16 protein-coding genes are annotated in these 26100 nt (G+C 63.6%); 5 read left to right on the top strand and 11 right to left on the bottom strand.

The features are described from left to right. Positions 1-5: 5 nt before the first annotated feature. Positions 6-2510, bottom strand: coding sequence for a phosphoketolase (locus ACO59D_RS07155; protein ID WP_485126404.1), 2505 nt, complete (start codon positions 2508-2510; stop codon positions 6-8). A gap of 313 nt (positions 2511-2823) precedes the next feature. Here ACO59D_RS07155 and ACO59D_RS07150 point away from each other — a divergent pair, with 313 nt between their 5' ends. Next, positions 2824-3987 (top strand): IS110 family RNA-guided transposase, encoded by a 1164-nt coding sequence (locus ACO59D_RS07150; RefSeq protein WP_485126403.1) that lies wholly within the window; start codon positions 2824-2826, stop codon positions 3985-3987. A gap of 511 nt (positions 3988-4498) precedes the next feature. Here the strand turns inward: ACO59D_RS07150 and ACO59D_RS07145 are convergent. Then, on the bottom strand, positions 4499-5521 hold the full coding sequence (locus ACO59D_RS07145; RefSeq protein WP_485126402.1) for a LacI family DNA-binding transcriptional regulator: 1023 nt from the start codon (positions 5519-5521) through the stop codon (positions 4499-4501). A 203-nt stretch (positions 5522-5724) separates the two neighbouring features. Here ACO59D_RS07145 and ACO59D_RS07140 point away from each other — a divergent pair, with 203 nt between their 5' ends. Then, entirely contained in the window at positions 5725-6393 is a 669-nt protein-coding gene (locus tag ACO59D_RS07140; protein WP_485126401.1) for a hypothetical protein, read from the top strand. A 363-nt stretch (positions 6394-6756) separates the two neighbouring features. Here ACO59D_RS07140 and rhaD read toward each other — a convergent pair whose 3' ends face one another. From rhaD to rhaB, 3 genes are read right to left on the bottom strand one after another with little or no spacing between them, the layout of a single operon-like run. Beyond that, the gene (rhaD, locus tag ACO59D_RS07135; protein WP_485126400.1) at positions 6757-7575 is read right to left on the bottom strand and encodes a rhamnulose-1-phosphate aldolase; all 819 of its coding nucleotides are present in this window, start codon (positions 7573-7575) and stop codon (positions 6757-6759) included. Positions 7576-7608: 33 nt separating this feature from the next. Continuing rightward, entirely contained in the window at positions 7609-8892 is a 1284-nt protein-coding gene (locus ACO59D_RS07130; protein ID WP_485126399.1) for an L-rhamnose isomerase, read from the bottom strand. Then, complete coding sequence (gene rhaB, locus ACO59D_RS07125; protein WP_485126398.1) at positions 8885-10321, bottom strand: rhamnulokinase; 1437 nt, start codon at positions 10319-10321, stop codon at positions 8885-8887. The genes ACO59D_RS07130 and rhaB overlap by 8 nt, the downstream gene beginning before the upstream one ends. Before the next feature lie 299 nt (positions 10322-10620). Between rhaB and ACO59D_RS07120 the strand changes: the two genes are divergently transcribed. Beyond that, the gene (locus ACO59D_RS07120) at positions 10621-12126 is read left to right on the top strand and encodes an MFS transporter (RefSeq protein ID WP_485126397.1); all 1506 of its coding nucleotides are present in this window, start codon (positions 10621-10623) and stop codon (positions 12124-12126) included. Positions 12127-12487: 361 nt separating this feature from the next. Here ACO59D_RS07120 and ACO59D_RS07115 read toward each other — a convergent pair whose 3' ends face one another. From ACO59D_RS07115 to ACO59D_RS07095, 5 genes are all read right to left on the bottom strand, one after another. Continuing rightward, positions 12488-14983, bottom strand: coding sequence for a glycoside hydrolase family 2 TIM barrel-domain containing protein (locus ACO59D_RS07115; RefSeq protein ID WP_485126396.1), 2496 nt, complete (start codon positions 14981-14983; stop codon positions 12488-12490). Between the two features lie 2 nt (positions 14984-14985). Beyond that, a complete protein-coding gene (locus ACO59D_RS07110; RefSeq protein WP_485126395.1) occupies positions 14986-17556 on the bottom strand; it encodes an alpha-L-rhamnosidase in 2571 nt (856 codons plus the stop codon). A 98-nt stretch (positions 17557-17654) separates the two neighbouring features. Further along, positions 17655-18107 (bottom strand): hypothetical protein, encoded by a 453-nt coding sequence (locus tag ACO59D_RS07105; protein WP_130810777.1) that lies wholly within the window; start codon positions 18105-18107, stop codon positions 17655-17657. Then, entirely contained in the window at positions 18107-21205 is a 3099-nt protein-coding gene (locus ACO59D_RS07100) for a glycoside hydrolase family 3 C-terminal domain-containing protein (protein WP_485126394.1), read from the bottom strand. Before ACO59D_RS07100 ends, ACO59D_RS07105 begins: the two co-directional genes overlap by 1 nt. A gap of 333 nt (positions 21206-21538) precedes the next feature. Further along, positions 21539-22408 (bottom strand): MurR/RpiR family transcriptional regulator, encoded by an 870-nt coding sequence (locus tag ACO59D_RS07095; protein WP_485126393.1) that lies wholly within the window; start codon positions 22406-22408, stop codon positions 21539-21541. Between the two features lie 153 nt (positions 22409-22561). On the opposite strand from ACO59D_RS07095, the gene ACO59D_RS07090 reads away from it, so the two are divergent. After that, a complete protein-coding gene (locus ACO59D_RS07090) occupies positions 22562-23197 on the top strand; it encodes a TMEM175 family protein (protein WP_485126392.1) in 636 nt (211 codons plus the stop codon). Positions 23198-23506: 309 nt separating this feature from the next. On the opposite strand, the gene ACO59D_RS07085 is transcribed toward ACO59D_RS07090, so the two are convergent. Then, positions 23507-23884 (bottom strand): peptide chain release factor-like protein, encoded by a 378-nt coding sequence (locus tag ACO59D_RS07085; RefSeq protein ID WP_485126391.1) that lies wholly within the window; start codon positions 23882-23884, stop codon positions 23507-23509. A gap of 247 nt (positions 23885-24131) precedes the next feature. Here ACO59D_RS07085 and ACO59D_RS07080 point away from each other — a divergent pair, with 247 nt between their 5' ends. Next, entirely contained in the window at positions 24132-26063 is a 1932-nt protein-coding gene (locus tag ACO59D_RS07080) for a subtype A tannase (protein ID WP_485126390.1), read from the top strand. Positions 26064-26100: the final 37 nt, after the last annotated feature.

Raw genomic sequence — 26100 nt, 5'->3', positions numbered from 1 at the left:
GACGCCTACTCGTTGTCGCCGCCCGTGGCCTTGGTGGCACTGACCGCAGTGGCAGCGTCCTTGGCGTCGTGCCACACCCAGTCGGTGAAGGCGGGGTGGTCGTAGCCGTTGTCAACCGCAAACTGGAAGGCATCCTGACGGAACTTCTCCCACTCAGCAATCTGGTCGGCCCACTTCTCGGCGTCGATAATGCGCAACGCGTCGGCCGCGAGCGCCCAGCGGTCCATGTGGTTCAGGCGCAGCATGTCGTAGGGCGTGGTCGTGGAGCCCTGTTCCTCGTAGCCGTGGACGTGGAAGTTATCGTGGTTGGGACGGCCCCAGATCAGACGGCGAATTGTGCCGGGATAGGCATGGAAGGCAAAGAGGACGGGCCTGTCGGAGGTGAAGAGCGCCTTGAACTGCTCGTCGGTGAGGGCCTCGTCGTTCTCGGAGGCGTTCTGGATCTTGAGCAGCTCAACCACGTTCACCAGGCGGCACTTGACGCCCAGCTTGTCGAGGAGCTCGAGCGCGGCCATGGTCTCCTGCGTGGGCACGTCACCGCAGCAGCCAAGGACGATGTCGGGCTCCTCGTCGTCAGCGGTGTTGGACGCCCACTTCCACTCGGCGGCGCCAGCCGCGAGCTCCTCGCGGGCCTCGTCGAGCGTGAGCCACGTGGGGGCGGGCTGCTTGCCGGCAAAGACCGCGTTCACGCAGTTGGCCGAGGTATAGCAACGCTCGGCCACGGCCAGGAGCAGGTTCGTGTCGGCGGGGTAGTAGATGTTCACGACGTGATCGTTGTTGAAGCACTTGTTGAGAAGCACGTCCACAAAACCGGGATCCTGGTGAGAGAAGCCGTTGTGGTCCTGGCGCCAGACGTGGCTCGAGAGGAGCATGTTGAGGCCGGAGATGGGCTTGCGCCAGGAGATCTCGCGCACGGTGGCCTCGAGCCACTTGCAGTGCTGGTTGACCATGGAGTCGACAATGTGCACGAAGCTCTCGTAGCTCGACCACAGGCCGTGGCGGCCGGTCAGGATGTAGCCCTCGAGAAGGCCCTCGCACTGGTGCTCGGAGAGCTGCTCGATCACGTTGCCCACGGGCGAGAGGTGCTCGTCGTTGGCAGGGTCGTCGTTGAGGTCGCCGTTGAACCACTGCTTGTCCGTCACCTGGTAGCTGGGCTGCAGGCGGTTGGATGCCGTCTCGTCGGGACCGAAGATGCGGAACTTGTCGCGGTTGTTGTTGATGAGCTCGGCGGTGTACTCGCCCAGGACGCGGGTCGCCTCGGTGGCACCAAAGCCGTGGCCGCCGCCCTTGACGTCAATCTCGTACCTGGAGGTGTCGGGGAGGTCGAGGCCCTCAAGGAGCTTGCCGCCGTTGGTGTTGGGGTTGGCGCCCAGGCGCAGCTCGCCCTCGGGCATGAACTCGGTGACCTCGGGACGGATGGCGCCCTTCTCGTCGAAGAGGCCCTCGGGGCCATAGGACTCGAGCCAGCCCTTGAGGACCTCGAAGTGGGCCTCGGTGTCGCGGGCGGACGCCAGGGGCACCTGGTGCGCACGCCACGAGCCCTCGGTCTTCTTGCCGTCGATCTCCTTGGGGCAGGTCCAGCCCTTGGGGGTGCGGAAGATGACCATGGGGTAGAACGGGCGGGACGCCTCGCCGGCGGCCGCGCGACGCTTGATGTCGCAGATCTCGTCGAAGACGGCCTCGAGCAGCGCCGCAAAGCGACGGTGGATGGAGGCGTGGTCCTCCTCGTCGAAGCCGGCGACGAAGTTGTAGGGGTGATAGCCCATGCCACGGAAGAACTCGTCGCGCTCGGCATCGGAGATGCGGGCGAGGATGGTGGGGTTGGCGATCTTGTAGCCGTTGAGGTGCAGGATCGGCAGCACGATGCCGTCGGTGAGAGGGTCCATGAACTTGTTCGTCTGCCAGCTGGTGGCGAGAGGGCCGGTCTCGGCCTCGCCGTCGCCCACCACGGCAACCGCGAGCATGCTGGGGTTGTCGAGCACCGAGCCATAGGCGTGCGAGAGGACATAGCCCAGCTCGCCGCCCTCGTGGATGGAGCCAGGGGTCTCGGGCGCGTAGTGGCTGGGGATTCCGCCGGGGTAGGAGAACTGGCGGAAGAACTTCTGGAGGCCAGCCTCATCGTTGGTGATGTCGGGGCGAATCTCGCGATAGGTGCCGTCAAGGAGGGACTGCGCGGTGCCGGCGGGTCCGCCGTGACCGGGACCCATGAGGAAGATGGCGTTCTGGCTGTGGTCGCGGATGAGTCGGTTCACGTGGCCAAAGAGGAAGTTGAGGCCGGGCGTGGTTCCCCAGTGGCCGACGAGACGGTGCTTGACGTCCTCGCGCGTGAAGCCGACGGGGCCGTCCTGGTTCTTGAAGTCCGCACGCATGAGCGGGTTGGAGCGCAGGTAGATCTGGCCGACGGAGAGGTAGTTGGCGCAGCGCCAATACTTGTCGACCCACGCGATCTCGTCCTCGCTCACCGGTCCGTCGAGCTTCTTCCAGGGAGTTCCCAACACGGGCTGAGCCATACTCGTTCTCCTCTCGCTGGCGGCATGCTGTGCCGCTCACCCACCGGCTACTACTGTCTGCATATTTCACAGTGTAGTAGGTAAAACGTTTTATCATTGTGAGAACAGATCGGATTTCTCGAGCGGTGCGTAAGGTCTGCACAATTGGGGAGTGCGAGGTGGTCGGGCAGCGCTAGACGATATGCCCCGCATCCATGTGGCAGACATGAACGAAGGGCCCCCATCCTGTCTCCTCGCGGGCTCGGCTCGTGTACGCTGGTTGCACCATACAAACCGCGGCGAGCCTGCCGCACACAGGGAAAGGGGCCCTCTGATGGGACAGTATACCCTCGACTCGCGCCACGCGGGCGTCGTCGCCCTCGACCAGCACGCGCGCTCGGTGGCGCTCTGCGGCATCCGCCTCGACACCGCCGAGGTCCGCTCGACGAGGCTCGTCGGGTGCCCCTCGGCAAGTGGCATCTCCGGGTGGGCGCTCGCCTGGGTCGGGGCGCCCGTCCGCTTCGTCTACGAGTCCGGCCCCTGCGGCTTCCAGCTGGCGCGCGACCTCAGGGGCGCCGGCCTCGACTGCGACGTGATCGCCGTGTCGAGCATCCCGAGGAGCGCCTCCGACAGGGCCTTCAAGGACGACCGCCGCGACGCCAGGGCGCTGCTCGAGGCGGTCGTCGCCCCATCGAGCAGGTGCAGGGCCGTCTACGTCCCCTCGGAGGGGGCCGAGGCCGCCCGCGACATGGTCCGCGCCCACCAGGACGCCTCCGCGGCCACCAGGCGCATCAGGCAGCAGCTCTCGGCGATGCTCCTGAGGCACGGGCACGTCTGGGACGAGCGCACGGCCTCGGGGGCCCTCAGGAAGACCTGGACGAGAGACTACGTCGCCTGGGTCCGGTCCGTCGAGCTCCCCGAGCGCGACGAGAGGGAGGCGCTCGGGTTCTACCTTGCATCGACCCTGGACTGGATCGGGAGGACGGGGGAGCTCAGGCGCAGGTGCCTCGAGATCGCCGGCCGCGACAGGTTCCGGCCCTACGTTGACGCGCTCTGCCGCCCCAAGGGCGTCGACGGGATGCGCGCGCTCGCCTTCGTGGCCACCGTCGACGACTTCTCGCGCTTCCGGAACGGCAGGAGCGTCAGGTCCTACTTCGGCCTCGTCCCCTCGCGCCACGACTCGGGGGAGCGCACGGGCAGGAACGGCGGCATCACGAAGGCGGGCGACGCCACCGTGCGCAGGGCGGTCGTCGAGGGCCTCTCGTCGCTCACCAACCACCGGGGCGCCAGGAAGGCGGCGCCCGGGGAGGGCCACGGGGTCTCCGCCGCCGTGGAGGCGGAGGCGGTGAGGTGCAACGAGCGCAACCAGAGGCGCTTCGGCGACCTCGTCGCGCGCGGGAAGGGCGTCAACGTCGCCAAGGTCGCGGTGGCCTCGGAGGTCGTCTCCGAGATGTGGGCCCTGGGGCGCATGGTCGACCGCGAGCTGGGACGCGCGTAGGGCCCGCGGACGCATGACCATCCGCAGGCCCCCATGCCGGTCCGGAGGCGTCGGGGAGGCTCGCGAGGACGATTTGCACACCGCCTTGCGCGGCGCGTGCGTGACTAGACTCAAAGAAGGAGAGCGACCACCCCCACTGCCGAATCACGCGAAGTGTGGGCCGGCCCCGCCGGTGTCCACGAATCTGAAAGTGCCGCGACGCCCGCGTCCGCCGGCTACTTCAGCGGAGACCTCTCCGATTGGCATGGCGCCTGCCGATGCAGCCCGGCCCCGGGTCGACGGATCCGGGGCTGGGCGAGCCTTGCCCTTGACAGGGGTGCGGGGCATATGAAACGTTCGGGATTTGCGGCGAGAGAGACCTTCTCCGTAAAACATCACCGGTTAGACGGTCGTAATCGGTCGGAATTTACGGCAGCGCAATCATGCGTCGTCAACCCGCTTGAGCGGCAAGGATGCGCACCGTTCCCCACGCACGCCACCCGCGGCCAGCCGACCGCCATGAACCCACCGCCTACAACCACCGGACGCTGTCCTTCTCGACCAGCCGTGGCGTGAGCATGCGCTCGACCGACGGCGCAACCTCTGCATCGTCACCGTGCTCCCCCACGCGCGCGAGCATCATGTCGACCGCAACCTTGGAGATCGCGGGCACGTTCTGCTCGATAGACGTAAGCGCCGGCTCGAAGAGGGAGTCGGCCGCGCTGTTGTCGTAGCTCACCACCGAAAGGCCGTCCGGCACACGCAGGCCGTGCTCGTACACGCGCTTGAGCAGCCCCAACGCAATGTTGTCGCTGCTCGCAAATGCCGCCGTGGCATCGGTGGCAAGAAGGCCCTCGGCCGCCTGCCAGGCGTCGGGAATGTAGTAGTCGCTCTCGAAGACCAGCCTGGGGTCAAAGTCAATCCCATGCTCGGCCAACGCGCGCCTATAGCCGGCAAGGCGCAGTCGACCCGTGTTGGAGCCCGGGTTGATGATGCATGCCACCCGCTGGTGCCCGTGCCGCAAAAGGTGATCCGTAGCCAGGTAACCGCCAAGCTCGTTGTCGTAGCGCACGCGGTCTCGGCTCACGCCTTCGATAAAGCGGTCAACCATCACAAGCGGCACCGGCAGCTGTGCAAGGGCGTCGATAAGCTCCTGGTCGGTGGTGAACTCGTCCGCAACCACGAGGAAGATACCGTCGACCCCGCGGTTCACCAGCAGGCGGACCAGCTCGGCGTCGCTCTCGGACGAGCCCACGGAGTTGGTGATCAGCAGCAGATAGCCCCGCTCGCGACAGAGAATCTCGAGGTTGTTGGCGAGAGACGCAAAGTAGCGGCTCTGGATGTTGGGCACGACCAGCCCAAACGAGTGCGACTGCTGCATCACCAGGCTGCGCGCAATCTGGTTGGGGATGTAGTGCTTGCGCAACGCGACCTCCTTGATGCGGCGGCGGTTCTCCTCGCTCACGCGGCACGGTCGGTTGTTGAGAACGAGCGACACCGTGGCAGACGAGAGTCCCACTTCGCGTGCGATATCCTTGAGCGTCACCTTTGCCATTGCCACATCCCGCCGCAAGTAGTAAGCCCGCATGTCGGTATAGAAGATAGCCTGAGAACAAACTCCACGCGAGCCAGGCTCGCAAATTTGGGATCTTGGGCTGCGGAGCCCGTCACTGCGGGACCACCCCGCATCTGCGTGCGGGCTGACTCCGCTCGGGCTACACTGTTAGCAGCCGTAACCCTACGTCTACCGGAGACCCCATGGAGTTCAATATCGTCACCATCGTCCTCATCTGCGTCGCCGCAGCCTACTTCATTATCGAGCAGGTGCTGCGCACATCAAGGCTTGGGAAGTTTGCGCTGCTCCTTCGCTCCGACAAGTACGACGAGGCGCTCGACCTGCTCGAGACCCCAGGCTCGAAGTGGCTGTTCCCGCCGTACAACCGCGAGTACATGAAGCTCAACGCCTACCTCATGAATGACGACGAGAAGAGCGCCGCCAAGCAGTTTGACCTGCTGTTCTCCATGCGGCCCTCCAAGAAGCAGCGCGCCGACCTCGTCGTGAAGGCGTACCGCTACTACATGGAGCACGAGCGCTACAAGGACGCCAAGCCCCTGCTGGAAGAGATTGAGAAGACCGCCGACAAGTCCGTGGCGGATGAGTCACGACTCATGTGGGACATCTTTGCCGAGAGCGACTACAGCCACATCGACGAGATGGAAGTGCAGTACGAGAAGGCCAAGAGCGCGCAGGAGCGCATGAGGCTTGCGCTGCTGATCGCCACCCAGTACGAGAACGCCAAGAGAAAGCCCAAGGTCGAAGAGTGGCGCCGCAAGGCCGAGGGCGCCGCAAGGGAGCTCGAGGAGAACGCGCGGCATGCTGCGGAGAAGGGCGCGAAAGATGACCCAAAGGACACAGGGAGGAGGTAGACGGGCGGCCCCATCAGAGCGACCATCAATGCCGCCCGACAGGCAACCGCCCCGATGGCAGAAGGCCGCGGTCGTGCGTACGCACGACCTCGACTATCTGTCAATTTCACCTGCCAGAGGTCCCGTGATGGCAGAAAATCGCCATCGTGCGTACGCACGACCTCGATTCGTTACCATGTTCTTCTCGGCCAACTGGGCAAACACCAGAGTCCCGGCAGATTTACTTACTCATGCGTACGCACGATTGAGACTATTTGCCCGTCGGGACAAACCTGCGACTCAATTGCACCCCTGGCGGAGCCACGACCTGCAATTAAGCCGTAGTTTTCCCTTGGGCTGGCCAAGCCAGGGCCAGCCCCTCCCCTAGTCCAGCATCTCCGGGTTGAGCATCACGCCGAAGTCGCGTGCGATGGCACGTAGGTCGTCGTCGGTGATCGTCTGACGCGCGCCGCCGCAGGCGAGAACGCGCACGTAGACGCCCGCGCTCTTCTCGATGGTGTGGGCAAGCCCGAATGCGGCATCGAAGTCTGCGCCGCTCACGAACAGGCCATGCATGGCCCAGACCGCGGCCTGGTAGGTCTCCATCTTCTCACTCGTGGCACGCGCGATGTCGACGCCGCCGGGAACCATCCAAGGCACCACGCCCACGCCCTCGGGAAAGACCACCGGGCACTCCGTGGCGCTCTGCCAGAGCGCCCGCGTGAAGTCGCGGTCGGTGAGCGGCAGCACGTAGGTAAGGGCGATCACGTTGGTGGCGTGGCAGTGGTAGATCACGCGGTTGGCTCCGCCGGTCACGCGCTTGCGCACGCTGTGGTTCATAAGGTGCGTGGGGAACTCGCTCGTGGGCACGCTGCCGCCGAGAAGGCCCCACACCACGCGCCAGCGCTCGCCCCTCTCGTCCAGCTCGCAGATGCCGATGTTCGCCGCGGGATCGAGCGCCACGTTTCTCAGGTACTTGCCCGAGCCCGTCGCCACGAAGTACTCCCCCGCCAGGTTGGGCAGGGCAACGCCAATCTCGTGCCATCTGCGCGGCTCGTCAAAGAACGGTCGCGCGGCCTCCACGTCCTCCTCGCTCAGGCGATACGTGAGGTTGCCGCCGTTGCGCTCGTGCCAGCCCTGCAGCCAGCCGTCGTTGCACATACGCGCGAACCCCTGCACAAAGTCCAGATCGACCATAGCCATGATCGCTGCTTCCCTTCTCGCCAGACCACCCGCCTATGCGCGGGCGCTCAGAACCTCATCCTCGTATGCCTTGACCTTGTCCCACAGTTCGCTTTCGACCGGCGCACCCTCGCGACGGCAGTACTCGTCCCACACGTCGCCGAAGGGCATGCACTTGAACTGCTCGAGCACGATCATCTTGCGCGAGTCTTGGAACGTGTCCTGCATCTCCTTGAGCTCATCGTTTGGCTGGAGCAGCTGGAAGAGCAGGGCCTTCTCCATGGAGCGCATGCCGCACGCCCATGCGCCAATGCGGTTGATGGCGGCGTCGAAGAAGTCCATGCCAATCATCGACTTCTCCCAGGCACCCGGCACGCGCACGATCTCGCCCGCAAGCTCGCGCAGGTCGTCGTTGAAGAGGGTCACGTGGTCCGAGTCCCAGTGCATGGGACGCGTAACGTGCAGCGGCAGGTGGTCAAAGAAGAGCGCCAGTGCCGAGAGCTTGTCCGCCACGTTTTCGGTGGGGTTAAAGTGACCGGTGTCGAGAAGCACGCAGGCGCTCCCGCCGTGGCGCGCTGCCCAGCCCTCATAAAGCTCCTGGTCGCCCACCGTAAAGCCCTCGACGCCGATGCCAAAGACCTTCTGCTCGAAGGAGTCAACCACGTGCGGCGCGGGCTCGGCATAGATGCGATCCAGCGCGTCTACCAGGTTCTTGCGCAGGCCATAGCGGTCGGTGGGGGTATCCTTCAGGCCGTCGGGAATCCAGAAGTTGAGAAGGACCTCGTCGTCCAGCTCCTCGCCGATCCTCTCGGAGATCTGCCTGCAACAGATGGCGTGACGAATCCAGAACTCGCGGGTCTCCTCGTCTGGCGAGCTCACCGTAAGGCCATGGTTGACGCGCGGATGCGAGAAGAACGTGGGGTTGAAGTCGATGCCAAAGCCGTACTCGCGCGCCCACTCGACCCAGGGGCGAAAGTCCTCGTAGGTGAGTTTGTCGCGGTCGTGCCAGGGGTTCTCGTCCGAGAAGACCGCGTAGCTGGCGTGCAGGTTCACGCGCTTGGCACCCGGGACGAGGCTCGCGGCGTAGGCGAAGTCCGCCTTGAGCTCCTCGAAGTTGCGGGCGCGACCGGGGTAGTCGCCCGTGGTCATGATGCCGCCCGATGCGGGGTTGTCGCCCTGGTCAAAGCCCTGCACGTCATCGCCCTGCCAGCAGTGCATGGAGATGGGCTTGGCGGCCAGGCGCGCGAGAGCGGCCTCGGTGTCGATGCCGTAGGCGGCATAGCGTGCGCGGGCAGCCTCGTAGGCGGCGGGTGCGGCGACGGTGGATGCGTTACTCATGTGGTGTGACCTCCTTGATATCAAAGCTTTGAGCGATTGCCGCGCGGGCAGCGGCAAGGTCTGGAAGCTCCCCCGCAAAGATGAACTGCACGATCAAGTTCCCTAGGGCGGTGCCCTCCGTGGGGCCGGCGTAGACGGGAAGTGCGCAGGCGTTGGCCGTGGCCTGGTTGAGGTAGGCGTTGGCAGCGCCTCCGCCCACAATGTTCACGCTGGTAAACGGCGTACCCGTGAGCACCTCCATCTGGTGCACCGTGCGCGCGTAGTCCGCGGCAAGCGAGTCGAAGACCACGCAGGCCACCTCGCCCGTTGTCTTGGGTGCGGGCAGGCCAGCCTCTTCACAGGCGGCACGCACCTCCCCCACCATCGAGGCTGGCGAGAGGAAGCGCGCGTCCTCGGCGTCCACAACCGCACGGAAGCCCTGCTCGTGAGCGGTGCTGGCGGCAGAGACAAGCTCGCCCCAGCTGGGGAGGGTCCCATCCGGGCGTGCGGACTCGCGGCGCACGCGCTGAATCATCCAGAGGCCCATGATGTTCTTGAGGAAGCGATACCTTGCCTGGTAACCACCCTCGTTCGTGAAGTTTGCCGCCGCGCTGACGGGCGTGGTGACAGGCGCCACAAGCTCCGTCCCCAAAAGGCTCCAGGTGCCAGAGCTTAAGAAGGCGGCGTGGTCGTCCCGCGCGGGGACAGCTAAAAAGGCCGAGCCCGTGTCGTGCGTGGCGGGAAGCACCACCTCGGCGTCAAAGCCCACGCGACGGGCGACCTCTGGGCGAAGGCGGCCCAGCGAGCAGCCCGGCATGCGGACAGGCTGGAAGATGTCTGCCGGCAGGCCCAGGCGGGCGAGAAGCTCGCGGTCCCAATCGCGCGACGTAGCCCCAACCAGCGCGGTTGTAGACGCGTTGGTGTACTCGTTGGCCTTCTCGCCTGTAAGGAGGAAGTTGAGGTAGTCGGGCACCATGAGGAGGGCTCGGGCGGAGACCAGCTGCTCGGGATGCTCACGCTTGAGGGCAACCAGCTGGTAGGCCGTATTGAAGGGCTGATACTGGATGCCCGTGCGCGCATAGTGCTCCGAGAAGTCGAGCACGCCCGTGCGCCCCAGCTCCTCCCGCACGCCTTCTGTGCGGGGGTCACGGTAGCCAACCACGTCGCCTACGCGGCGGTCGTGGTCGTCGAGCAGCACAAAGTCCACGCCCCAGGTGTCGATGCCCACCGTGGAAGGCGTGAGGCCACGCTGGTGGGCGGCCGAAAGGCCGGCAACAACATTTTCCCACAGGGCGTCGATGTCCCAGCAGAGGTGCCCGTCTTTGCGCGTGAGGCCGTTCTCAAAACGGTGGACCTCCGTGAGGCGGATGCGGCCCGTCTCGTCCAGCTCTCCCACGATGGCGCGACCGCTCGACGCCCCGATGTCTATTGCCAGGTGGCACGAAGCCATGTTGCCTCCCTGAGTGTTGGGCAGAATATCGCTGTCGGTGTCTACGATACCTGTCTGTTCCCTCTTTTCGGTTGTGACTTAGGTAATTAATACCATAAATTCGCTAAACATTGGAAATTGTTTTCCAACCGGCATTCGAGCGTCTCTAGGGAACCTGTCACCAGCATAACCCAACCGTCTGCAAACCATTTTCATATTTTTCTGAATTCTTGTTAACATATTCCATACCGAGCCAAGCACTTGCTGGATTCGTCATCATTTCGGGCCAGTGGCCCACAACGCCTGACAGGAGGAAGCACATGGCAGAGACAGCAACGTCCCAGAAGCCCAGGAAGGGACTCTGGGAGAGTCCCTTCACCAGCTCGCTCGCGAAGCGCGACCGCGTCACGCCGCCCGAGGTCATCTTTGGATACTTCCTCGGCCCGTTTGGCGGACTTCTCGCCTCAGGCATCTTCACGAGCCAGCTGCAGAACTACTTCACGGACGTCCTGCGCCTCGATCTCTCGTTCCTCACGGCGCTGCAGCTGGTCTCGACCGTTCTCATCGTCATAGCGAACCTCATGGTTGGCCAGCTCATAGAGCGTACGCACTGCCTTGCCGGGAAAGCGCGTCCTTGGATTCTGCTTTCCGCCCTTACCCTTGCGGTGTCTACGGTCCTCATGTTCTTCGTGCCGTTTGAGGGCACCGCGCGCATGGTCTGGATTGCCATAGCCTTCAACCTATATTACTCGGTGGCATATCCCATCTACAACACTGCCAACTCGACGCTGGTCGCGGTCTCGACGCGCGACACCGAGAAGCGCGGGACCATGGCATCCTTCACAAACATCGCCGGATTTGGCGTCATGGGCGCCGGCACCATGGTCTTCCCCATCCTCGTCTCGTTCTATCTCAAGGAAGACCAGAGCCTCTGGCTCCCTGCGATGTCCGCCATTGCACTCTTTACTCTCATCACCGTCTACCTGCAGTTTCGCTTTACACGTGAACGCATCACCGAGGAGGTGAGCGCCTCTCAGGCAGAAGGCGAGAAGAAGGAGGCGCCGTCGCTCTCGCGCCAGCTCTCCTCCGTGGCGCACGAGCCCATGTGGTGGATCATCATCGTCGCGTACCTGCTCTACCAGTTCAGCGGTGCCTTCAAGAACGGATCGATGGTGTACTTCTGCAAGTGGGTCCTCGACAACGGGTTCTTTGGGACCGCAGAGGCATGGGGTGCATCGCAGTCGCTCCTCAGCATCATGGGCGCGCTTCCCATGGCGGCAGCCATCCTCTTCGTAATCCCTCTCTGCAACAAGTTTGGCAAGCAGCGCGTGTGCATCGTGGGCATGGTGGTCGGCGTTATTGGCGGAATCATCGCCGGGCTTGGCGGAAGCAACATCGTGCCCGTTGCAGCGGGTGTCGCCATCAAGTGCCTTGGGTCCGCTCCGCTTGGCTACATGATCCTTGCCATGCTCGCTGATGTAATTGACCACATCGAGTACAAGAACCACATCCGCACCGACGGCCTCACCATGTCCATCTACAGCTGCATCGCAGTTGCCGCCACGCCCATCTGCAACGCGATCTTCTCGGGCATCCTGGGCAGCGTGGGATACGACCAGGCGGCAGATATTGCGCTTGGCGTTGCCGCCCAGTCTGCCGCAGCCCAAACGGCAATCGCCGGCTGCTACATCTGGGTCGAGACCGTGGCATTCGCTATCTGCGGGGTGCTGCTTCTGTTCTTCACGGTCGAGAAGAACCTCCCGGTGGAGCAGGCCACCCTCAAGGAGCGCAACGAGGGGGTGGCAGCGGGGGCCGAGAGCGCATAGCGCAGAGCTCCTCATTGAATCGCGCAGTAGTCCGGGCACCGCAGGCAAGTTGCGGGGCCCGGACTTTTCGTCTGCCACTAGGCAACCCTGCCGGCTGTGCCCCCTGCCGGAGCCCCCATCGCCGGCCCCCTTTCGGAGCCCCCTCTGCCTTTCTTTTGCGGAATCCGTGAATCGCGATACTCACGAACTGCGGAAACGTCCAGTTCGATTCACGGATTCCGCAAAAGAATGATATTGCCACCGCGCGGCATTGCCGACAACCGAATCGTAGCCGAGCGGGATTGCTGCCGACTAAAAACCGCCGCCGGCAGCACCTCCGGCGGCGGCACCGGTGGCATCGATGGAGTTGGAGGCGAGCCCGCTAGCGAATGACCGGAACCTCCAGCGTCGCTGAGAGCGTGCCATCGGTGACCGAGAGGCACACGCCGCTCGAGTCCGGTGCCGGTCGCACGACCGCCAGGGCCTCACCAAAGTAGGTCTGGGTCTCCCCCGTGACAAAGCTGCCCTCGTTGAAGGGCGAGGCGCATCCAAAGCCGAGAAGGTCTCCACCCTTGACAGAAGCCTTCAACACACCCCTCGCAAGTGGACGCGTCTCGCCTTCCGCCCCGGTGTAGCGCATGCGGACAAAGGCGAGCCTACCAGCGCCAACGCCGACGACCTTCTCATCTGCCCCACCATGCCACACGTCCCGGCGCACAAACCCGCCCGGCACGCCGGCATACTCGACCTCGGCACGAAGCTCCGTTGGACCCTCGGCGCTTCTCAGCGCATGCCGCCTCAGCTCGCGTCCATCCTCGTCGAAGGCAACGGCCTCGAGCGTCCCCGGCTCAAACCTGCAGGACATTCGGGCCACGCACAAGCCCCTGAGCCTCCTGCGCCCGACCTCTCGGCCGTTGAGGAGCAGCGTCACCTCGTGCGCACGCGCGTAGACCTCGACGTTGGCGACCCTCCCCTCGCAGTCATCCCAGCTCCACGATTCGATGGCGTTCGACATCTTCCAGGCGCTCGGCGAGTGCCGCTCGCCGGTGTGGTTCACGGGGCAGACGGCGAGGTAGGGGCCAGCCTCTCCGGCAAGCGCCACCCGCGTGTAGAGTGCCTCGCCCAGGGGCTTGCCCGTGAGATCCACGCGACCCGACCCCGCCGTGAGCCAGCCAAAAACACTCTCGCGCGGCGCGTAGTCCTTGTACTCCCAAGAGCCAACGCCCGTCTCGCCGAGGTAGTCCATGCCCGCCCACACGAAGTCTCCTATGAGCCGCGGTTCCCTCTCGGCGAACTCGCTGAATCGCTGCGCGTCGGAGCAGAAGGTCTCGCTCCCCAGGATGAGCCGGTGCGGATACGCTCGCAGGTCGTGCTTGTAGCGGTCGATGCCGTAGTTGTAACCGGCAACGTCCATCTGCGCGAAGGCGTCGCGCGTGACTCGGTCGCATACGGGAAGCGCAGCGCCCTTCTTCATGAACCCAGCGCCGAGAAGCCCCGCCAGCCTGTTGTAGAACTCGCTGCCCACCGCGCGGTGAGGAGCAACGCCCTGCCGCGCGGCCCACTCGGCCTCTCGACGTGCCTTCTCGTCGGAGTACTGGCCCAGCCCCAGCGAGCTCAGCAGGTTGAAGAAGATATTGACGCCGCAGGTGACGGGTCGCGTGGGGTCCAGCGTGTGCAGGCGCTCGACCATCTGGCGGGTGAGAAGGACGCCGCGCTCCTGTGCCGTCTCGGCAACCTCGTTGCCAATCGAGTAGAGCACGACGCTGGGGTGGTTGCAGTCCTTCTCGACCATGTCTTCCAGGTCCTTGTACCACCACGCGTCGAAGTGCTCGACGTAGTCGTGGAGCGTCTTGTGGATGTACCAATGGTCCACGTACTCGTCCATCACCAGGACGCCAAGATGATCGCAGGCGTCGAGCAGCGCCTTCGAGCAGGGGTTGTGGGCAGAGCGCAGGGCGTTGTAGCCTTGCTCGCGCATGAGAAGGACCTTGCGCCACCCCGCGTCGGCGTAGGCGCAAGCGCCCAGCACGCCGTTGTCGTGGTGGACGCAGGCGCCTCGCAGCACGATTCGATTGCCGTTGAGGAGCAGCCCGTCGTCGCCCCACTCGAGGGTGCGGATGCCGCAGAGCGTCTCGGCGTGGTCGATGCGGCCGCCCTCACCAGCAAGGGCGACGCTGCATCGGTAGAGGTCCGGATGCTCCGGCGACCAGACGCGGGGCTGGGGCACCTCGAGCGTGAGCGCTCCGGTGCCGTCAGCACCCAGCTCGACGCTGCCAGCGGCGACGGGCTCAGAGGAGTCTTCCGGCAGCAGTTCGACCGTTGCCAACCCAGTGTCGCTCGCCCTGAGGGCAACCCTGACGCTGGCGCAGCTACCGTCCAGCGAGAGCGTGCGCACGGCGATGCCGTTTGGCAGGAGCCGCACCCGCTCACCCACCCACAGCGTGACGGGACGGTAGATGCCCGCCCCGGAGTACCAACGGCTGTTGGGCTGGTCCGAGTTCCTTGCAACAACGCGCAGCTCGCACGGCCTCCCGGGCTCTGCCAGCCCATCGAGGTCAACGTAGAAATTCGTGTATCCGAAGGGCCTTTCCGCCACGAGCGCGTCGTTGACCCACACCTCCGCGAGGTGGTAGACCCCCTCGAACTCGAGAACGAGCGACTTGCCCGCCAACTCCTCCGGCGGAACCCAGGTCTTGGTGTACTCGTAGTCGCGCCCCTCGAACCAGCCGCTGTTCTGAGCCGATACCGCCTGCGGGCTGCGCTTCTCGCCAATCATCGCGTCGTGGGGAAGCGTGACGTCCTCGAGGGGCGCGTTCTTCTCGCCTTCGAGGGCAAGCCTTCGGAACTGCCATCCGTCATTGAACGACTGGGCCCTCATCGCTATTCCCCCGCTTCCTTGGCTGCCGGCATCGTGCAGACGAACGAGTACGTACCACACCACACCTCGTGCGCGCTGCCATCGGGCAGCACGACCTCGCACGAGGTGCCCAGGGGCACCTCGACATCGAGCGAGAATGCCGTCCCATCAAGTTTCCAACTGCTTCCAAGCCTGCCGAACGGGGTCTCCACCGTGCCGCTGGCAGACCGGAGGCCTCCCCCGACGAGCGGCTGCACGCGGGACCTGCGGTATCCCGGCTCGAGTGGCTCCAGGCCCGCCACTCGCCGGTAGAGGAAGTCTCCCACCGCTCCGCTCGCGTAGTGGTTGTACGAGATCATCTGATCGGTGCCGTCGTCGCCGATGGGACAGCTGCCGTTCTCGTCCAGGCCGTCCCAGCGCTCCCAGATCGTCGTTGCGCCGTGGACCACCTCGTAGAGCCACGAGGGACACTCCGTGCACTCGAGCATCTTGAAGGCCACGTCCTTCTGGCCGTGGTCCGCAAGGGCGAAGAGGATGTACGGGGTACCAGGAAAACCGGTGCCAATGCGGTATTCGCCCTGCTCGACCAGCTGAGAGAGACGAGCCACCGCCGCACTGAGCTCTTCGCCCTCGAACATCCCAAACTGAATCGGCAGGACGTAGGCGGTCTGGAACTCCCGCTTGAGCCTGCCGTGGCCGTCGGTGAAGACGTTGCGATACGCCCTGGCAACGCGCTCGCTCAGACGCCCGTACTTCTCAGCGGCGTCCTTCTCGCCAAGAATCTTCGCAATGCGCGCAACGAGGCCGCTCGTGTGCTGCAGGCTCGCCGTGGCCGTCCACCTACTGCGGCCCTGCCACTGGCTCATCTTCGGTACGTCGGGGGCAACCCAGTCACCAAAGTGGAGCACCGCGGGCGTGTGCCAGATGTAGTGGTAGTCACCCACGCCAAAACCAGCCCAGAAGCGGCATGCGTCGACGTAGCGCCTCATGGTTTCAAAGTTCTCGCGCAGTACCTCCTCGTCCCCCTCTGCCAGGTAGAGCGCCCACGGCACCAGGACGCAGGCGTCGCCCCAGAAGTCCACCGCCATGGGAGGGATGGTCGTGGGGAAGCCAAAGCCCTGCGACGGGACGGTCACGGGGATGCCGCCCGTGCGGTACTGCTCCACTCGCACGTCACGGAGCCATTTACGCAGGAAGCGACCCATGTCAAAGTTGAAGCAGGCGGTTGGGGCAAAGACCGCGATGTCACCGGTCCAGCCCATGCGCTCGTCTCGCTGCGGACAGTCGGTGGGGATGTCCATGAGGCTGGACTTCGAGCTCCACACGATGTTTTCCTGTAGGCGGTTAAGGCGCTCGTCTGAGCAGACGAACTCGCCGGTCTGGCGCAGGTCGGAGTAGAGCGCCCGGGCGCGCACCTCGATGTTCGCCTCGTCCACACCACTCACCGACACATAACGAAAGCCCATGTACGTGAGACGCGGCGAGAACTCCTGGCGCCCCTCGCGGCAGACGTAGGTGACGGTTGCCTTCGCCGTGCGCAGGAAGTCCGTGTTGAGCGTCCCGTCCGGCTTCAGGATCTCCGCATGGCGCACGACGATGGTCTGGCCTTCGAGCCCATCCACGACGAGGTCGACGACGCCTGCGAAGTTCTGCCCAAAGTCGTAAACCAGCTCGTTGCCCACCTTGGTGCAGCTCTCGGGCCGCATGAACTCGTGGGCGCAGACGGGCGCGCCATCCTCGGCGAGAAGCGCCGGGCTCACGTGCAGGGTCTCGTGCGCGGCCGGGCGCCAGGCGGCGTTGTCCAAACTCACGCGTGCGTCGTACGTCTCGCCGTCGTAGAAGCAGGCCATGTGGCACGGACCGTCCTCGGTGACCTCCCAGCCGTCACCGGTCCCCAGGACTTGCGTCGACCCGTCTTCATACTCAACGCGCACCTCAAGAAGGAGCGCCTGCCTGTCGGCGGTGACGCGGTTCGCGCGCGTGTAGGAGAACGGCCCCACCGCCCAGCCGCCGGCGACGGTCACCACAAGCTCGTTCGTCGCAGCAAGCCGGTCTGTCACGTCATAGGCCTGGTACTGGAGCGTAGAGGCGTACGAGGTGAAGCCTGGCGCAAAGTAGCGCTCGCCCACGCGCTCGCCGTTGAGGGAGATGTCGTAGATGCCAAGCGCCGTGGCGTAGACGCGGGCACGGCGCACCCCGCCCTCGAGCGGGAAGCCATACCGAAAGACCATGGGCACAGGCGCAACGCCCCTCTCGCCAAAGTGGTAGGAGGCATCGCTTATCCACTCTGCCTCCCAAGCACCGCCGAGAAGCCCCGTCTCGAACTCGATCGTGCCCTTCGCGGACTCGCCAGCATCATCGGTTGCGCAAATGCGTGCCTGGTAGGTGGTGCATGGCGAGAGAGGCGCACCATCGTAGCGCACAGACGCCCGACCGGTGTCGCGCCATGTCCAGCCATTGGCCTCGAGCGTGACCTCGCACAGGCTCGCCCCGCTGCGGTCGCTCTCGAAGGCGAACGAGAAACGCGGGTGCGTCTCGTCTGTCACGCAGCCGTTCTCAAGGCCCTCACAGGCAAATCGTCGTAGTCTCAGCATGCCATTCCCCATTTCAAGAAGGGCGGGCATGGGACGCATCCCCTGCCCGCCCGCTGCTGTCCATTCTCACCGACGCGAAGGCGTCGGCCATGCGCTCGCTACTTGGTGCCCTTACCCCTGCCCACAAAGGCAGAGACCACAGAGAGGAGCCAGGTTACCAGGGACACCACGATGATCGCAACCGCCTGCATGGCGGCTTCGTGGGCCTCAACGTTGCCAAGCTCGAGGTTCGAGCCAAGGACCTGGGCCAGTGACTCTACGCGTGCGGAGATGAACATCACGCCCGCGACCGCGACGAAGGCGGGAACGGCAACGCGAAGGACGTCGGAGAGGACCGCCTTGGCGCCTCCTCGCGAGCCGCACCCTAGCGCGATGACCAGGACCTCGCAGGCGACTGCCAGGACGAGAAGCACGACGATGACGGGGCTGAGGTCGACATAGTACGCGCGGGTCGCGTTCATGACATAGAGCACGAACGTCACGATGCTCAGCAGGCAGACGCTGACGTAGAGCACACCCGCTGCCCCCAAAGACTTCTTCTCAGAACCCATTAGTTCTCCTCCTTAGCTTCCTTCTCGTCACGCGCGCCCTTCACGGCGTCGCGCACGTACAGCGCGCCGAACACGGCGGCAAGTCCATAGCCGGCGACCGTGGCTCCGTTGAGCGCGGCCTCCCACCAGGGCGTGACCCTCACGGTCTTGATGTTCTGGGCGGCACTCTGGGCAAACGCATAGAGCTGGTACTTCATGTTCTGGCGGGCGTACTCGACGAGCGTCGCATCCGAGACGATGAGGTCGTGGGTCATGTAAGGCCAGCTCTCCTGGACGTCTGCCAGGGTCTCGTCGGTCGAGAAGTCGGCCATCATCGTCACGCCACCGTAGATGCACATCTCGGGACGGAAGTAGCCGGGGTTGCTCACCATGTCGGTCGACATGAGACCGTTGAAGCCCCACTCACCGCGAAGGATGTTGCGCAGGAGGCCCCACGATCCGTTGACGGGCGTCGCGCCGACCCTACCGAAGGCGGTCATGATTCCAAGGGCGCCAGCATCCTCGAAGGAGGCGCGGAAGGCGCGCAGCTCGCCCTCGCGGGCCTTCTGCTCGGTGAAGTAGGGAGCAATGCCTCCGCGCCTCGACTCCTGGTCGTTGAAGGCAAAGTGCTTGGGGCCGATGATCACGCCGTACTCGAGCGCACCCTCAACCGTGCGGACGGACATGGCGCTCGAGAGCACCGGATCCTCTGAGTAGTACTCGAAGTTGCGTCCGTTGTAGGGGCAGCGGTGAATGTTGGCAGCGGCGCCCCAAAGCAGGTAGTTGCCACTCCAGAGGCCATCGTTGCCCAGCAGCTCGCCCCAGCTCTTTGCGATGTCCTCGCTGAAGGTGCTTGCGATGGCCGTCTCGCTTGCCATGGTATTGAGGACATAGGAGGCATTTGCGTCGTCGGTGTGGAGGCCGCGGCCAGAGATCGTAGTGTTGAAGCCATTGGGGCCGTCGTTCTGGTAGACGACGGGATTCTGGATCTCGGGGATAAGGTCGGACTGGCTTCCGCCCTTGATGATCTTTGCGAACAGCGTGTCCACGGGGATCTCGTCCACGAGCCTGTCCCACTGGGAGTCGTCGACGTTGTCATCTCCCGCGAGGTCGGCGAGAGTCAGGCCCGCCGAGGCGCCATCGATGTCAGTGACCTCGCCGTTCTGGGTAATCTCGTACTGCTCGCAGCAGAGGTTCTTGATCCACTCCTCTTGCTTGTCACCGTCGATTGTCAGGTCGTCGTAGGTGCGGGGGAAAGTGCCGTTCCAATCGCTTCTCGTGAGCTGGGTGGCGTAGTCCGGCTTGTAGTAGTTCACGTCGGCGCTCGCGAGCTGATTCGTAACCTCGGTGCCATTCTTCGACTTCGAGAGCGTCGAGTCATCGACGATGCCCTCGGAGCCAATGGACTTGATGCTCACCATGGACGCGTCGCCCTCCGCGCCCTTGCCCTGGGCAGCCAGGACGTTGTTCACGGCTGCATGGGCGTTCTCGGCAATGAGGAAGCAGTAGTCTCCCCCATCGAGAATCCAGCCACCCTTGCCGCTCTTTGCGAAGACATCCCAGCTGGCCATGTCATACAGGTCGGCGGTGATGGTGAGCTGCTGGTCGTCGCCTGGCTTGAGCTCGTCGGTCTTCGCGATGCCAATGAGCTGGATCGCGGACTTCTCGACGCCCGCCTTCTTGTCGTAGTCGGTGTAGGGCACGGAGACGTAGAGCTGAACGACATGCTTGCCAGCTACGGAGCCGTTGTTGGTGACGGTAACCTTTGCGGTGACGGTCTTCTCGTCCATGTTCACCTGGACGTCGTCGAGCGTCTGCTGGAAGGTGGTGTAGGACAGGCCATAGCCGAAGGGATAGGCGACCTCCTTATCGTAGTCCCATGATGAGGCACCGTTGGAGGCTCCGGCAGAACCGGTCGCGTTGCCTCCGCCGACCACGGCATCGTAGTAGCGGGTCTCGTAGTACTTGTAGCCGGTGTAGATTCCCTCTGCCTCGATGAGGTAGTAGGCGGATGCCGTGCTGTTCTCGCCACCGAGGAAGCCGCCCGCGATGTCGGTGCCCATGGTGCCCATAAGCGAGTCTGGCCAGGTGATCATGGACGTGTCGGCGATTTTGATGGAACCGAAGTTCTGCGATGCGGGGGCCATGGCGGTGTCCACAGCGAAGGTGTCGGGGAGGCAGGCCGAGGGGCTCACGGTACCATCGAGGACGTCTGCCACGCCGAGCATGCCATACGCGCCGGGGAAGCCGATGTTGAGGATGGCGGTGATCTTGGAGGCGTCCTTGAGGTCGCCCAGCTCCATGGTTGAGCCGCTATTGACGAGCACAACCACCTTGTCGAAGTGCTCCTCGGCGAGCTGGATGAGGGCGCGCTCGTTGGTGCAGATTCCCAAGGGGTTCTTAGTTCCATAGGTCTCGGCGTCGATGCCTGCGGCACCGGGGTAGTAATCGCTGCCCTCAGAACCGGGACGGGAGAGCACCACGATCGCTGCGTCTCCGTACTCGGCGAAGCTGCTGGCAAAGTCCTCGCTTGCGCCACCCTCGCTAACGTAGGTGTCGAAGGACGGCTCGTTAGGCACGTAGGGGGTCGCAAAACCAGCGGGGCGATACTTGTAGGAGACGGACTTCATCCAGGGCGTCGGGTTGGCGGCGGCGGTGTCCTCGACGGCGCCAAGGGTCTCGTAGATGCCGGTCATGGTGGGATTGAGCTCAAAGCCCGCCTGTTCGAGTGCTGTCACCAGATCGACCGCGGCGTCAGTGGTAATCGTTGAGCCCATCTTGCCGCCCAGGAAGGGGTACATGGAGCCCATCCCCAGGAGCGTCACCTTTGCACCCTTTGCAAGCGGCAGCGCCTGGCCCTCGTTCTTCATGAGGACGGTGCCCTCCTGGCCAACGCGGCGCCCCAGATCCTCGTGTGCCTTAATCAGGTCATCGGTCGTCGCGATGCTCGGCGTGAACTTGTCATCCGCCGTCTGCTCGGAGCTCGTCGTACCCAGAGCGGAGTCGATGGTCCCCCTCCAGGAGTCCACAACGCCGTGCAAGCCCGTCAGTCCAAGGCCGGCAGACAGTGCAAGGGCAACGGCACCACGGCGCGTGACCTGCTTCTGTTCAATCCTCATCCGATTGCTCCCTCCAAATGCGTGATTGCCGGCCGCAAATTCGTTCGCCGCTTACGCGGCCCTTCATGTGGCCAGTCTCTGCGGCACTCATGCCGTTTTCATAAAAAATAATGCCATAGAAATCAAATTCTATGAAAATGATTTTCCGCCAATGGTACTGTGGACCCTGCGAGCGCGATATAGAAGGGATTGGCGTTATCCCCATTGCACAGAAGCGGGCGATACTCCCCTCGGGGAAGCATCGCCCGATGAAACGGCGGATGCCCGGTAAGGCCGGCGCTTCTCGCTAGCCTTCCTGCTCGCTTGCCTCCTGCTTGCCCGCCTTCCTTCTCGCTAGCCATTCTTCTCGCTAGCGATGGTACGGTTAAAGAGCTGGAGGTTGTAATCGTTTGCGTCACGCGAGCTGTGGAAGAGCAGCAGGAGGATCGACTCGAGCACGTAGTTGATCGAGTTGTGAGAAAAGTCAAAGTCGTTTACGAGCAGATAGTCTCGGGAGGCCACCTTGAGGAAGACGTCCGCGCGCTCGACAAGCGGTGAGCCCTCGTTGCGCGTGATCACGATGGTGGAGACGCCGCGGTCGATGGCATTGTTCATTATCTTACGCAGGCGGTCCGACCGACCGGAGTTCGAGATCACGACCAGGCAGTCCCCCGGCTGCATGAGCGAGGCGGTAATCATGGCACCGTCGCTCGTAGAGGGGGAAATGGCGTTGACGCCTGCCTGGGAAAACTTGATGGCTGCGCTCTGCGCCATAGGAAGCGAGCTGCCCACGCCCACGAACATCGCGATGCGCGCAGACGAGAGCATGCCCACCGCCTTGGTGACGCTTTCCTCGCTGAGGGCGGCGAACGTGCTTCTCAGCTCCTCGATCTTTGTTTCGAGCACATAGTCGAGCGAGCCACGGATATCGGAGAGGCCTATGCCGCGCGAGTCATCGAACGAGTGCTCCTTGCTCGCGGTCTCCTCGCGCGCGAGGGCATAGCGCATGTCCGCAAAGCTTGCGTAGCCCAACGAGCGGACGAAACGCGAAACGGTAGTGTTAGAGATGCCCGAGAGGCGGGCTATCTCGACCGCCGAGAGCGACGAGACGGTCCCCTTGTGGTTGAGAATGAAATCCGCGACGGCCTTCTCGGCGTCCGAAAGGTCCTCGTAGCGCTGCAGAATTGCGTCGATGACCCCCCCGCGGGTCTCGTTTCCTGTCATGGCTTCCCCTCTCTGGATAGGACTCTAGGGTAGCACCCAAAGAACTCCAGGACTCCGGGAGAGACATCGCCGACGCGAACCTAGGGCACCGTCGGCGGAAGCGAGTTCCTTGCGCTATTCTGAGTGCGCACATGCGTTAACGAGGGGAACCACATGGACAAAGATCGCATGGAGGCGTTCAGCGATGGCGTGATTGCCATCATCATTACAATCATGGTTCTTGGGATTTCTGCGCCGGAGGGCAATTCGCTCGCCGACCTTCTCAGCCTTGTCCCTGCCATCTGCGCCTATGCGGTGAGCTTCGTTGGCGTGGGAACATACTGGAACAACCACCATCACCTGCTCAAGCTCGTCTGTCGCGTGAACGGCCGCATGCTCTGGGCCAACCTCGCTTTCTTGTTTATGCTCTCGTTCTTCCCTCTCGCAGCCGACTGGATGCAGAAGACTGGATTCTCGGCACTGCCCACCACCTGCTATATGTTGCTCAACATACTTGTTTCGCTTACGTATATGAATCTGGAGCGCATCATTCGTCACCAGTTGAGTGGGAGCACTCCGGCTGCGGCAGCCACCGAAAGCGAGATGGCAAAGCGTGCCGCCATGGAAAAGCGCTCGCTCTTGAAGGAGCGGCTAACCTTGGCATTTGAGACGGTAGCGCTGGTGCTGACGCTGCTTTTACCCAGCTCACACTATGCCGTTGTGCTGCTTGCCCTGGCCTTCCTCCTGTGGATTGTGCCCGACCTACGCATCGTACGGCTGCTCGATTTCCTCTCCGAAGAGGATGGGTAGACTTCCGCAGCTGCACAAAAACGCCCTATCGCGGGGGATTCGGCACCTCGTTGCACAAAAACGCGCTAACGCGGGACACTAAAAGCCAGCCAATATCAAATTTACAACTACATATACAGTTTCTATAATATTTTACCTATTATTTCCATTATTATGTATCAAGAAGTTCAAACACTGATATCGGTCTCCCAAATGCCCCCGCGATAGCCCGTTTTTGTGCACCGTACCCGAGATTTCCCAGCGATAGGACGTTTTTGTGCAGGAAGTGCTTGGTGCACCACCGCCGGCCACGCGAGCGACCTTGATTCGCTACTCGTTCATGCCAGGATGACGTCGCAGGCGCTTGACTGCGGCGCGTCGGCCCTTCTCATCCAGCCGCCGACGCACGGACGCCCACGTAGGCTTGGTCGCATGCCGCTTCTTTGGCCGGCGTGAGCGTCGGGCCAGTTCGGCATGAATTTTCTCGAGGCAGCGCTCACGATTCCGCAGCTGACTGCGCGACTCCCTGCTCACCACGGTAATGTCCGTAGGCGTATGGCGCATGCGAACGGCGGAGTCGGTCGTATTGACGCCCTGTCCGCCCGGACCCGTAGCGCGAAATGCCTCCACCTCGCACTGGCGCGCAAGTTCCGCCGATGAAAGGTTCGCATAGTGGGCATAGTCACGATATGTTAGTTTCTTCTCCATGGGCAAACCTTACGCCAAGGCGGGAATCGCGTCGAGAGGATGTCGCAGTACCTTGCGCATCAATCGTGCTCGAGATTTTCAGATAACTTAAGTCATATGCCTCTGTCGTGTTCACCCTAGGAAGCCGCAGAGGATGCCCCCGCTGTTGGATAGAATCCAGACAACCGCAGGCTATCCCATCAGACAAAGAACGTGCCACAGCCGGTTCACACCTTGGCGCGACGCGGTGACGCGATTGGGGGATACCATGTCCAAGTCCAACAGCAGCACTACCGCTGACGCAATCACAAGGCGGTCGTTCGTCCTTGGTGGCGCGCTTGGAGCCCTCACGCTTGCAGGCTGCTCCAACAGCAAGTCTTCGGAATCGACCAAGGGCGCGGAAGGCGCTGCAACGGCGGGTGCGTCGACTGACACTCTCGGCACTAACCCCACAGATCTCTCATCCGTCACGATAGACCCCGCCGCTTGGAGCTATGACGCCACGAATGGCGTCTACTACCAGATCGGCATCCAGTACTGTGCCACGCCAGCTGCCACGGATTACGAGTCCATGGACGTCTACGTTCCCAGCGCGTACTTCTCGGCAACCGCAAACGGCGACGGCACCTATACCTGCGCAGTCAACTCCTCCGCTACCGTGGGCAACTTCACTGCAGCCACGGCCCCCGTGGTCATCCCGGTGAACACCGCCGGCTACTCCGCCCAGGCCGCACCCACGCAATACAGTGCAAACGGCCTCACGGACTACCTCAACGCCGGCCTCGTCTACGTCTACCCCGGATGTCGCGGCCGCAACAACGGGACCAACTCCGATGGCACAAGCTTCGCCGGCGGTGCTCCCTGGGGCGTAACCGACCTCAAGGCCGCAGTTCGCTGCTTGCGCTACAACGCCTCCGCGATTCCTGGCGGAGCCGAGCGGGTCTTCACGTTTGGACACTCGGGCGGCGGCGCGCAGAGCGCGCTCATGGGCGCAACGGGTGACTCTGCCCTCTATGCTCCCTACCTTCAGTCCATCGGCGCCATCTTCGCTGACGAGTCCGGCGCAGCTATCAGTGACGCCGTGACCGGCTCCATGTGCTGGTGCCCCATCACCTCGCTTGACGTGGCAGACGAGGCCTACGAATGGATGATGGGCCAGTTTGCCACCACCGGCACGCGCGCAGATGGCACGTGGACAAGGCTCCTCTCGTCAGATCTTGCTGAGAAGTTCGCCACCTACGTCAACGACATGGGCTTTGTTGACTCCGAGGGCAACGATCTCTCGCTTCAGGAAGGCGGAGAGGGAGCCTTCACCTCGGGCAGTTACTACGACGCCGTCGTGGAGGCGATCGAGGCCTCGCTCAACAACTTCCTGGCTGACACCGAGTTTCCCTACACGCCCAGCTCGACGACGATGGCTGACGGCGGCTTTGTGGGAGGCGGTAGCGGCACGGCGCCCACGGGCGACGGCGCACCTTCCGACGGCGGCAGCGCACCCACGGACGGCGCGCCCTCGGGCGATGACACCGGCCCAACCGCTGGCACAGGTGCGGAATCAAGCAGCGCAACCACCTACGAAACCGCCGAGGACTACATCTCTTCGCTCAACTCCGATGGGGCTTGGACTACGTACGACTCATCAACCAACACGGCATCCATCACGGGCATGGGAGACTTTGTGACGCACTGCAAGTCGGCATCGAAGGACGTGGGGGCCTTTGACGCGCTGGACCGAAGCCAAGCCGAGAACTACCTCTTTGGCAACGCCCAGACAGACAACCTGCACTTCGACGCCACCATGGCAGGCCTTCTCGACAGCGAGCAAGACGGGTACGCCACCTGCTCGGACTATGACTCAAGCTATGCGAGCGCATATGCCAACGACATGGGCAACACAGATGACCTTGGCACCACGACCTCCGTGCGTCAGAACATGTACAACCCGCTGTACTTCCTCGCCCAGAACATGAATGGCTATGGCAGCTCGACCCCGGCCGCACATTGGCGGATTCGCACCGGCATCAACCAGGGCGACACCTCGCTCACGACCGAGCTTGACCTTGCGTGGATTCTCGAGGCAAATCCCTCGGTCTCAGATGTGGACTTCGCAACCGTCTGGGGGCAAGGCCACACGACCGCCGAGCGTACGGGGTCAAGCACCACCAACTTCATCGCGTGGGTTGAGGAGTACGGCAAGTAGAGCTTGGATGGGTGCCTCGGGCGCCCTGAGGTCGGGA

The organism is Tractidigestivibacter sp. (assembly GCF_057241865.1).
This window is presented reverse-complemented; position numbering and strand designations above follow the sequence as displayed.

Bases quoted from the DNA above. Each gene is read 5' to 3' on its own strand.
- ACO59D_RS07155 (WP_485126404.1), bottom strand. From the start codon at position 2,510: ATGGCTCAGCCCGTGTTGGGAACTCCCTGGAAGAAGCTCGACGGACCG.
- ACO59D_RS07150 (WP_485126403.1), top strand. From the start codon at position 2,824: ATGGGACAGTATACCCTCGACTCGCGCCACGCGGGCGTCGTCGCCCTC.
- ACO59D_RS07145 (WP_485126402.1), bottom strand. From the start codon at position 5,521: ATGGCAAAGGTGACGCTCAAGGATATCGCACGCGAAGTGGGACTCTCG.
- ACO59D_RS07140 (WP_485126401.1), top strand. From the start codon at position 5,725: ATGGAGTTCAATATCGTCACCATCGTCCTCATCTGCGTCGCCGCAGCC.
- rhaD (WP_485126400.1), bottom strand. From the start codon at position 7,575: ATGGCTATGGTCGATCTGGACTTTGTGCAGGGGTTCGCGCGTATGTGC.
- ACO59D_RS07130 (WP_485126399.1), bottom strand. From the start codon at position 8,892: ATGAGTAACGCATCCACCGTCGCCGCACCCGCCGCCTACGAGGCTGCC.
- rhaB (WP_485126398.1), bottom strand. From the start codon at position 10,321: ATGGCTTCGTGCCACCTGGCAATAGACATCGGGGCGTCGAGCGGTCGC.
- ACO59D_RS07120 (WP_485126397.1), top strand. From the start codon at position 10,621: ATGGCAGAGACAGCAACGTCCCAGAAGCCCAGGAAGGGACTCTGGGAG.
- ACO59D_RS07115 (WP_485126396.1), bottom strand. From the start codon at position 14,983: ATGAGGGCCCAGTCGTTCAATGACGGATGGCAGTTCCGAAGGCTTGCC.
- ACO59D_RS07110 (WP_485126395.1), bottom strand. From the start codon at position 17,556: ATGCTGAGACTACGACGATTTGCCTGTGAGGGCCTTGAGAACGGCTGC.
- ACO59D_RS07105 (WP_130810777.1), bottom strand. From the start codon at position 18,107: ATGGGTTCTGAGAAGAAGTCTTTGGGGGCAGCGGGTGTGCTCTACGTC.
- ACO59D_RS07100 (WP_485126394.1), bottom strand. From the start codon at position 21,205: ATGAGGATTGAACAGAAGCAGGTCACGCGCCGTGGTGCCGTTGCCCTT.
- ACO59D_RS07095 (WP_485126393.1), bottom strand. From the start codon at position 22,408: ATGACAGGAAACGAGACCCGCGGGGGGGTCATCGACGCAATTCTGCAG.
- ACO59D_RS07090 (WP_485126392.1), top strand. From the start codon at position 22,562: ATGGACAAAGATCGCATGGAGGCGTTCAGCGATGGCGTGATTGCCATC.
- ACO59D_RS07085 (WP_485126391.1), bottom strand. From the start codon at position 23,884: ATGGAGAAGAAACTAACATATCGTGACTATGCCCACTATGCGAACCTT.
- ACO59D_RS07080 (WP_485126390.1), top strand. From the start codon at position 24,132: ATGTCCAAGTCCAACAGCAGCACTACCGCTGACGCAATCACAAGGCGG.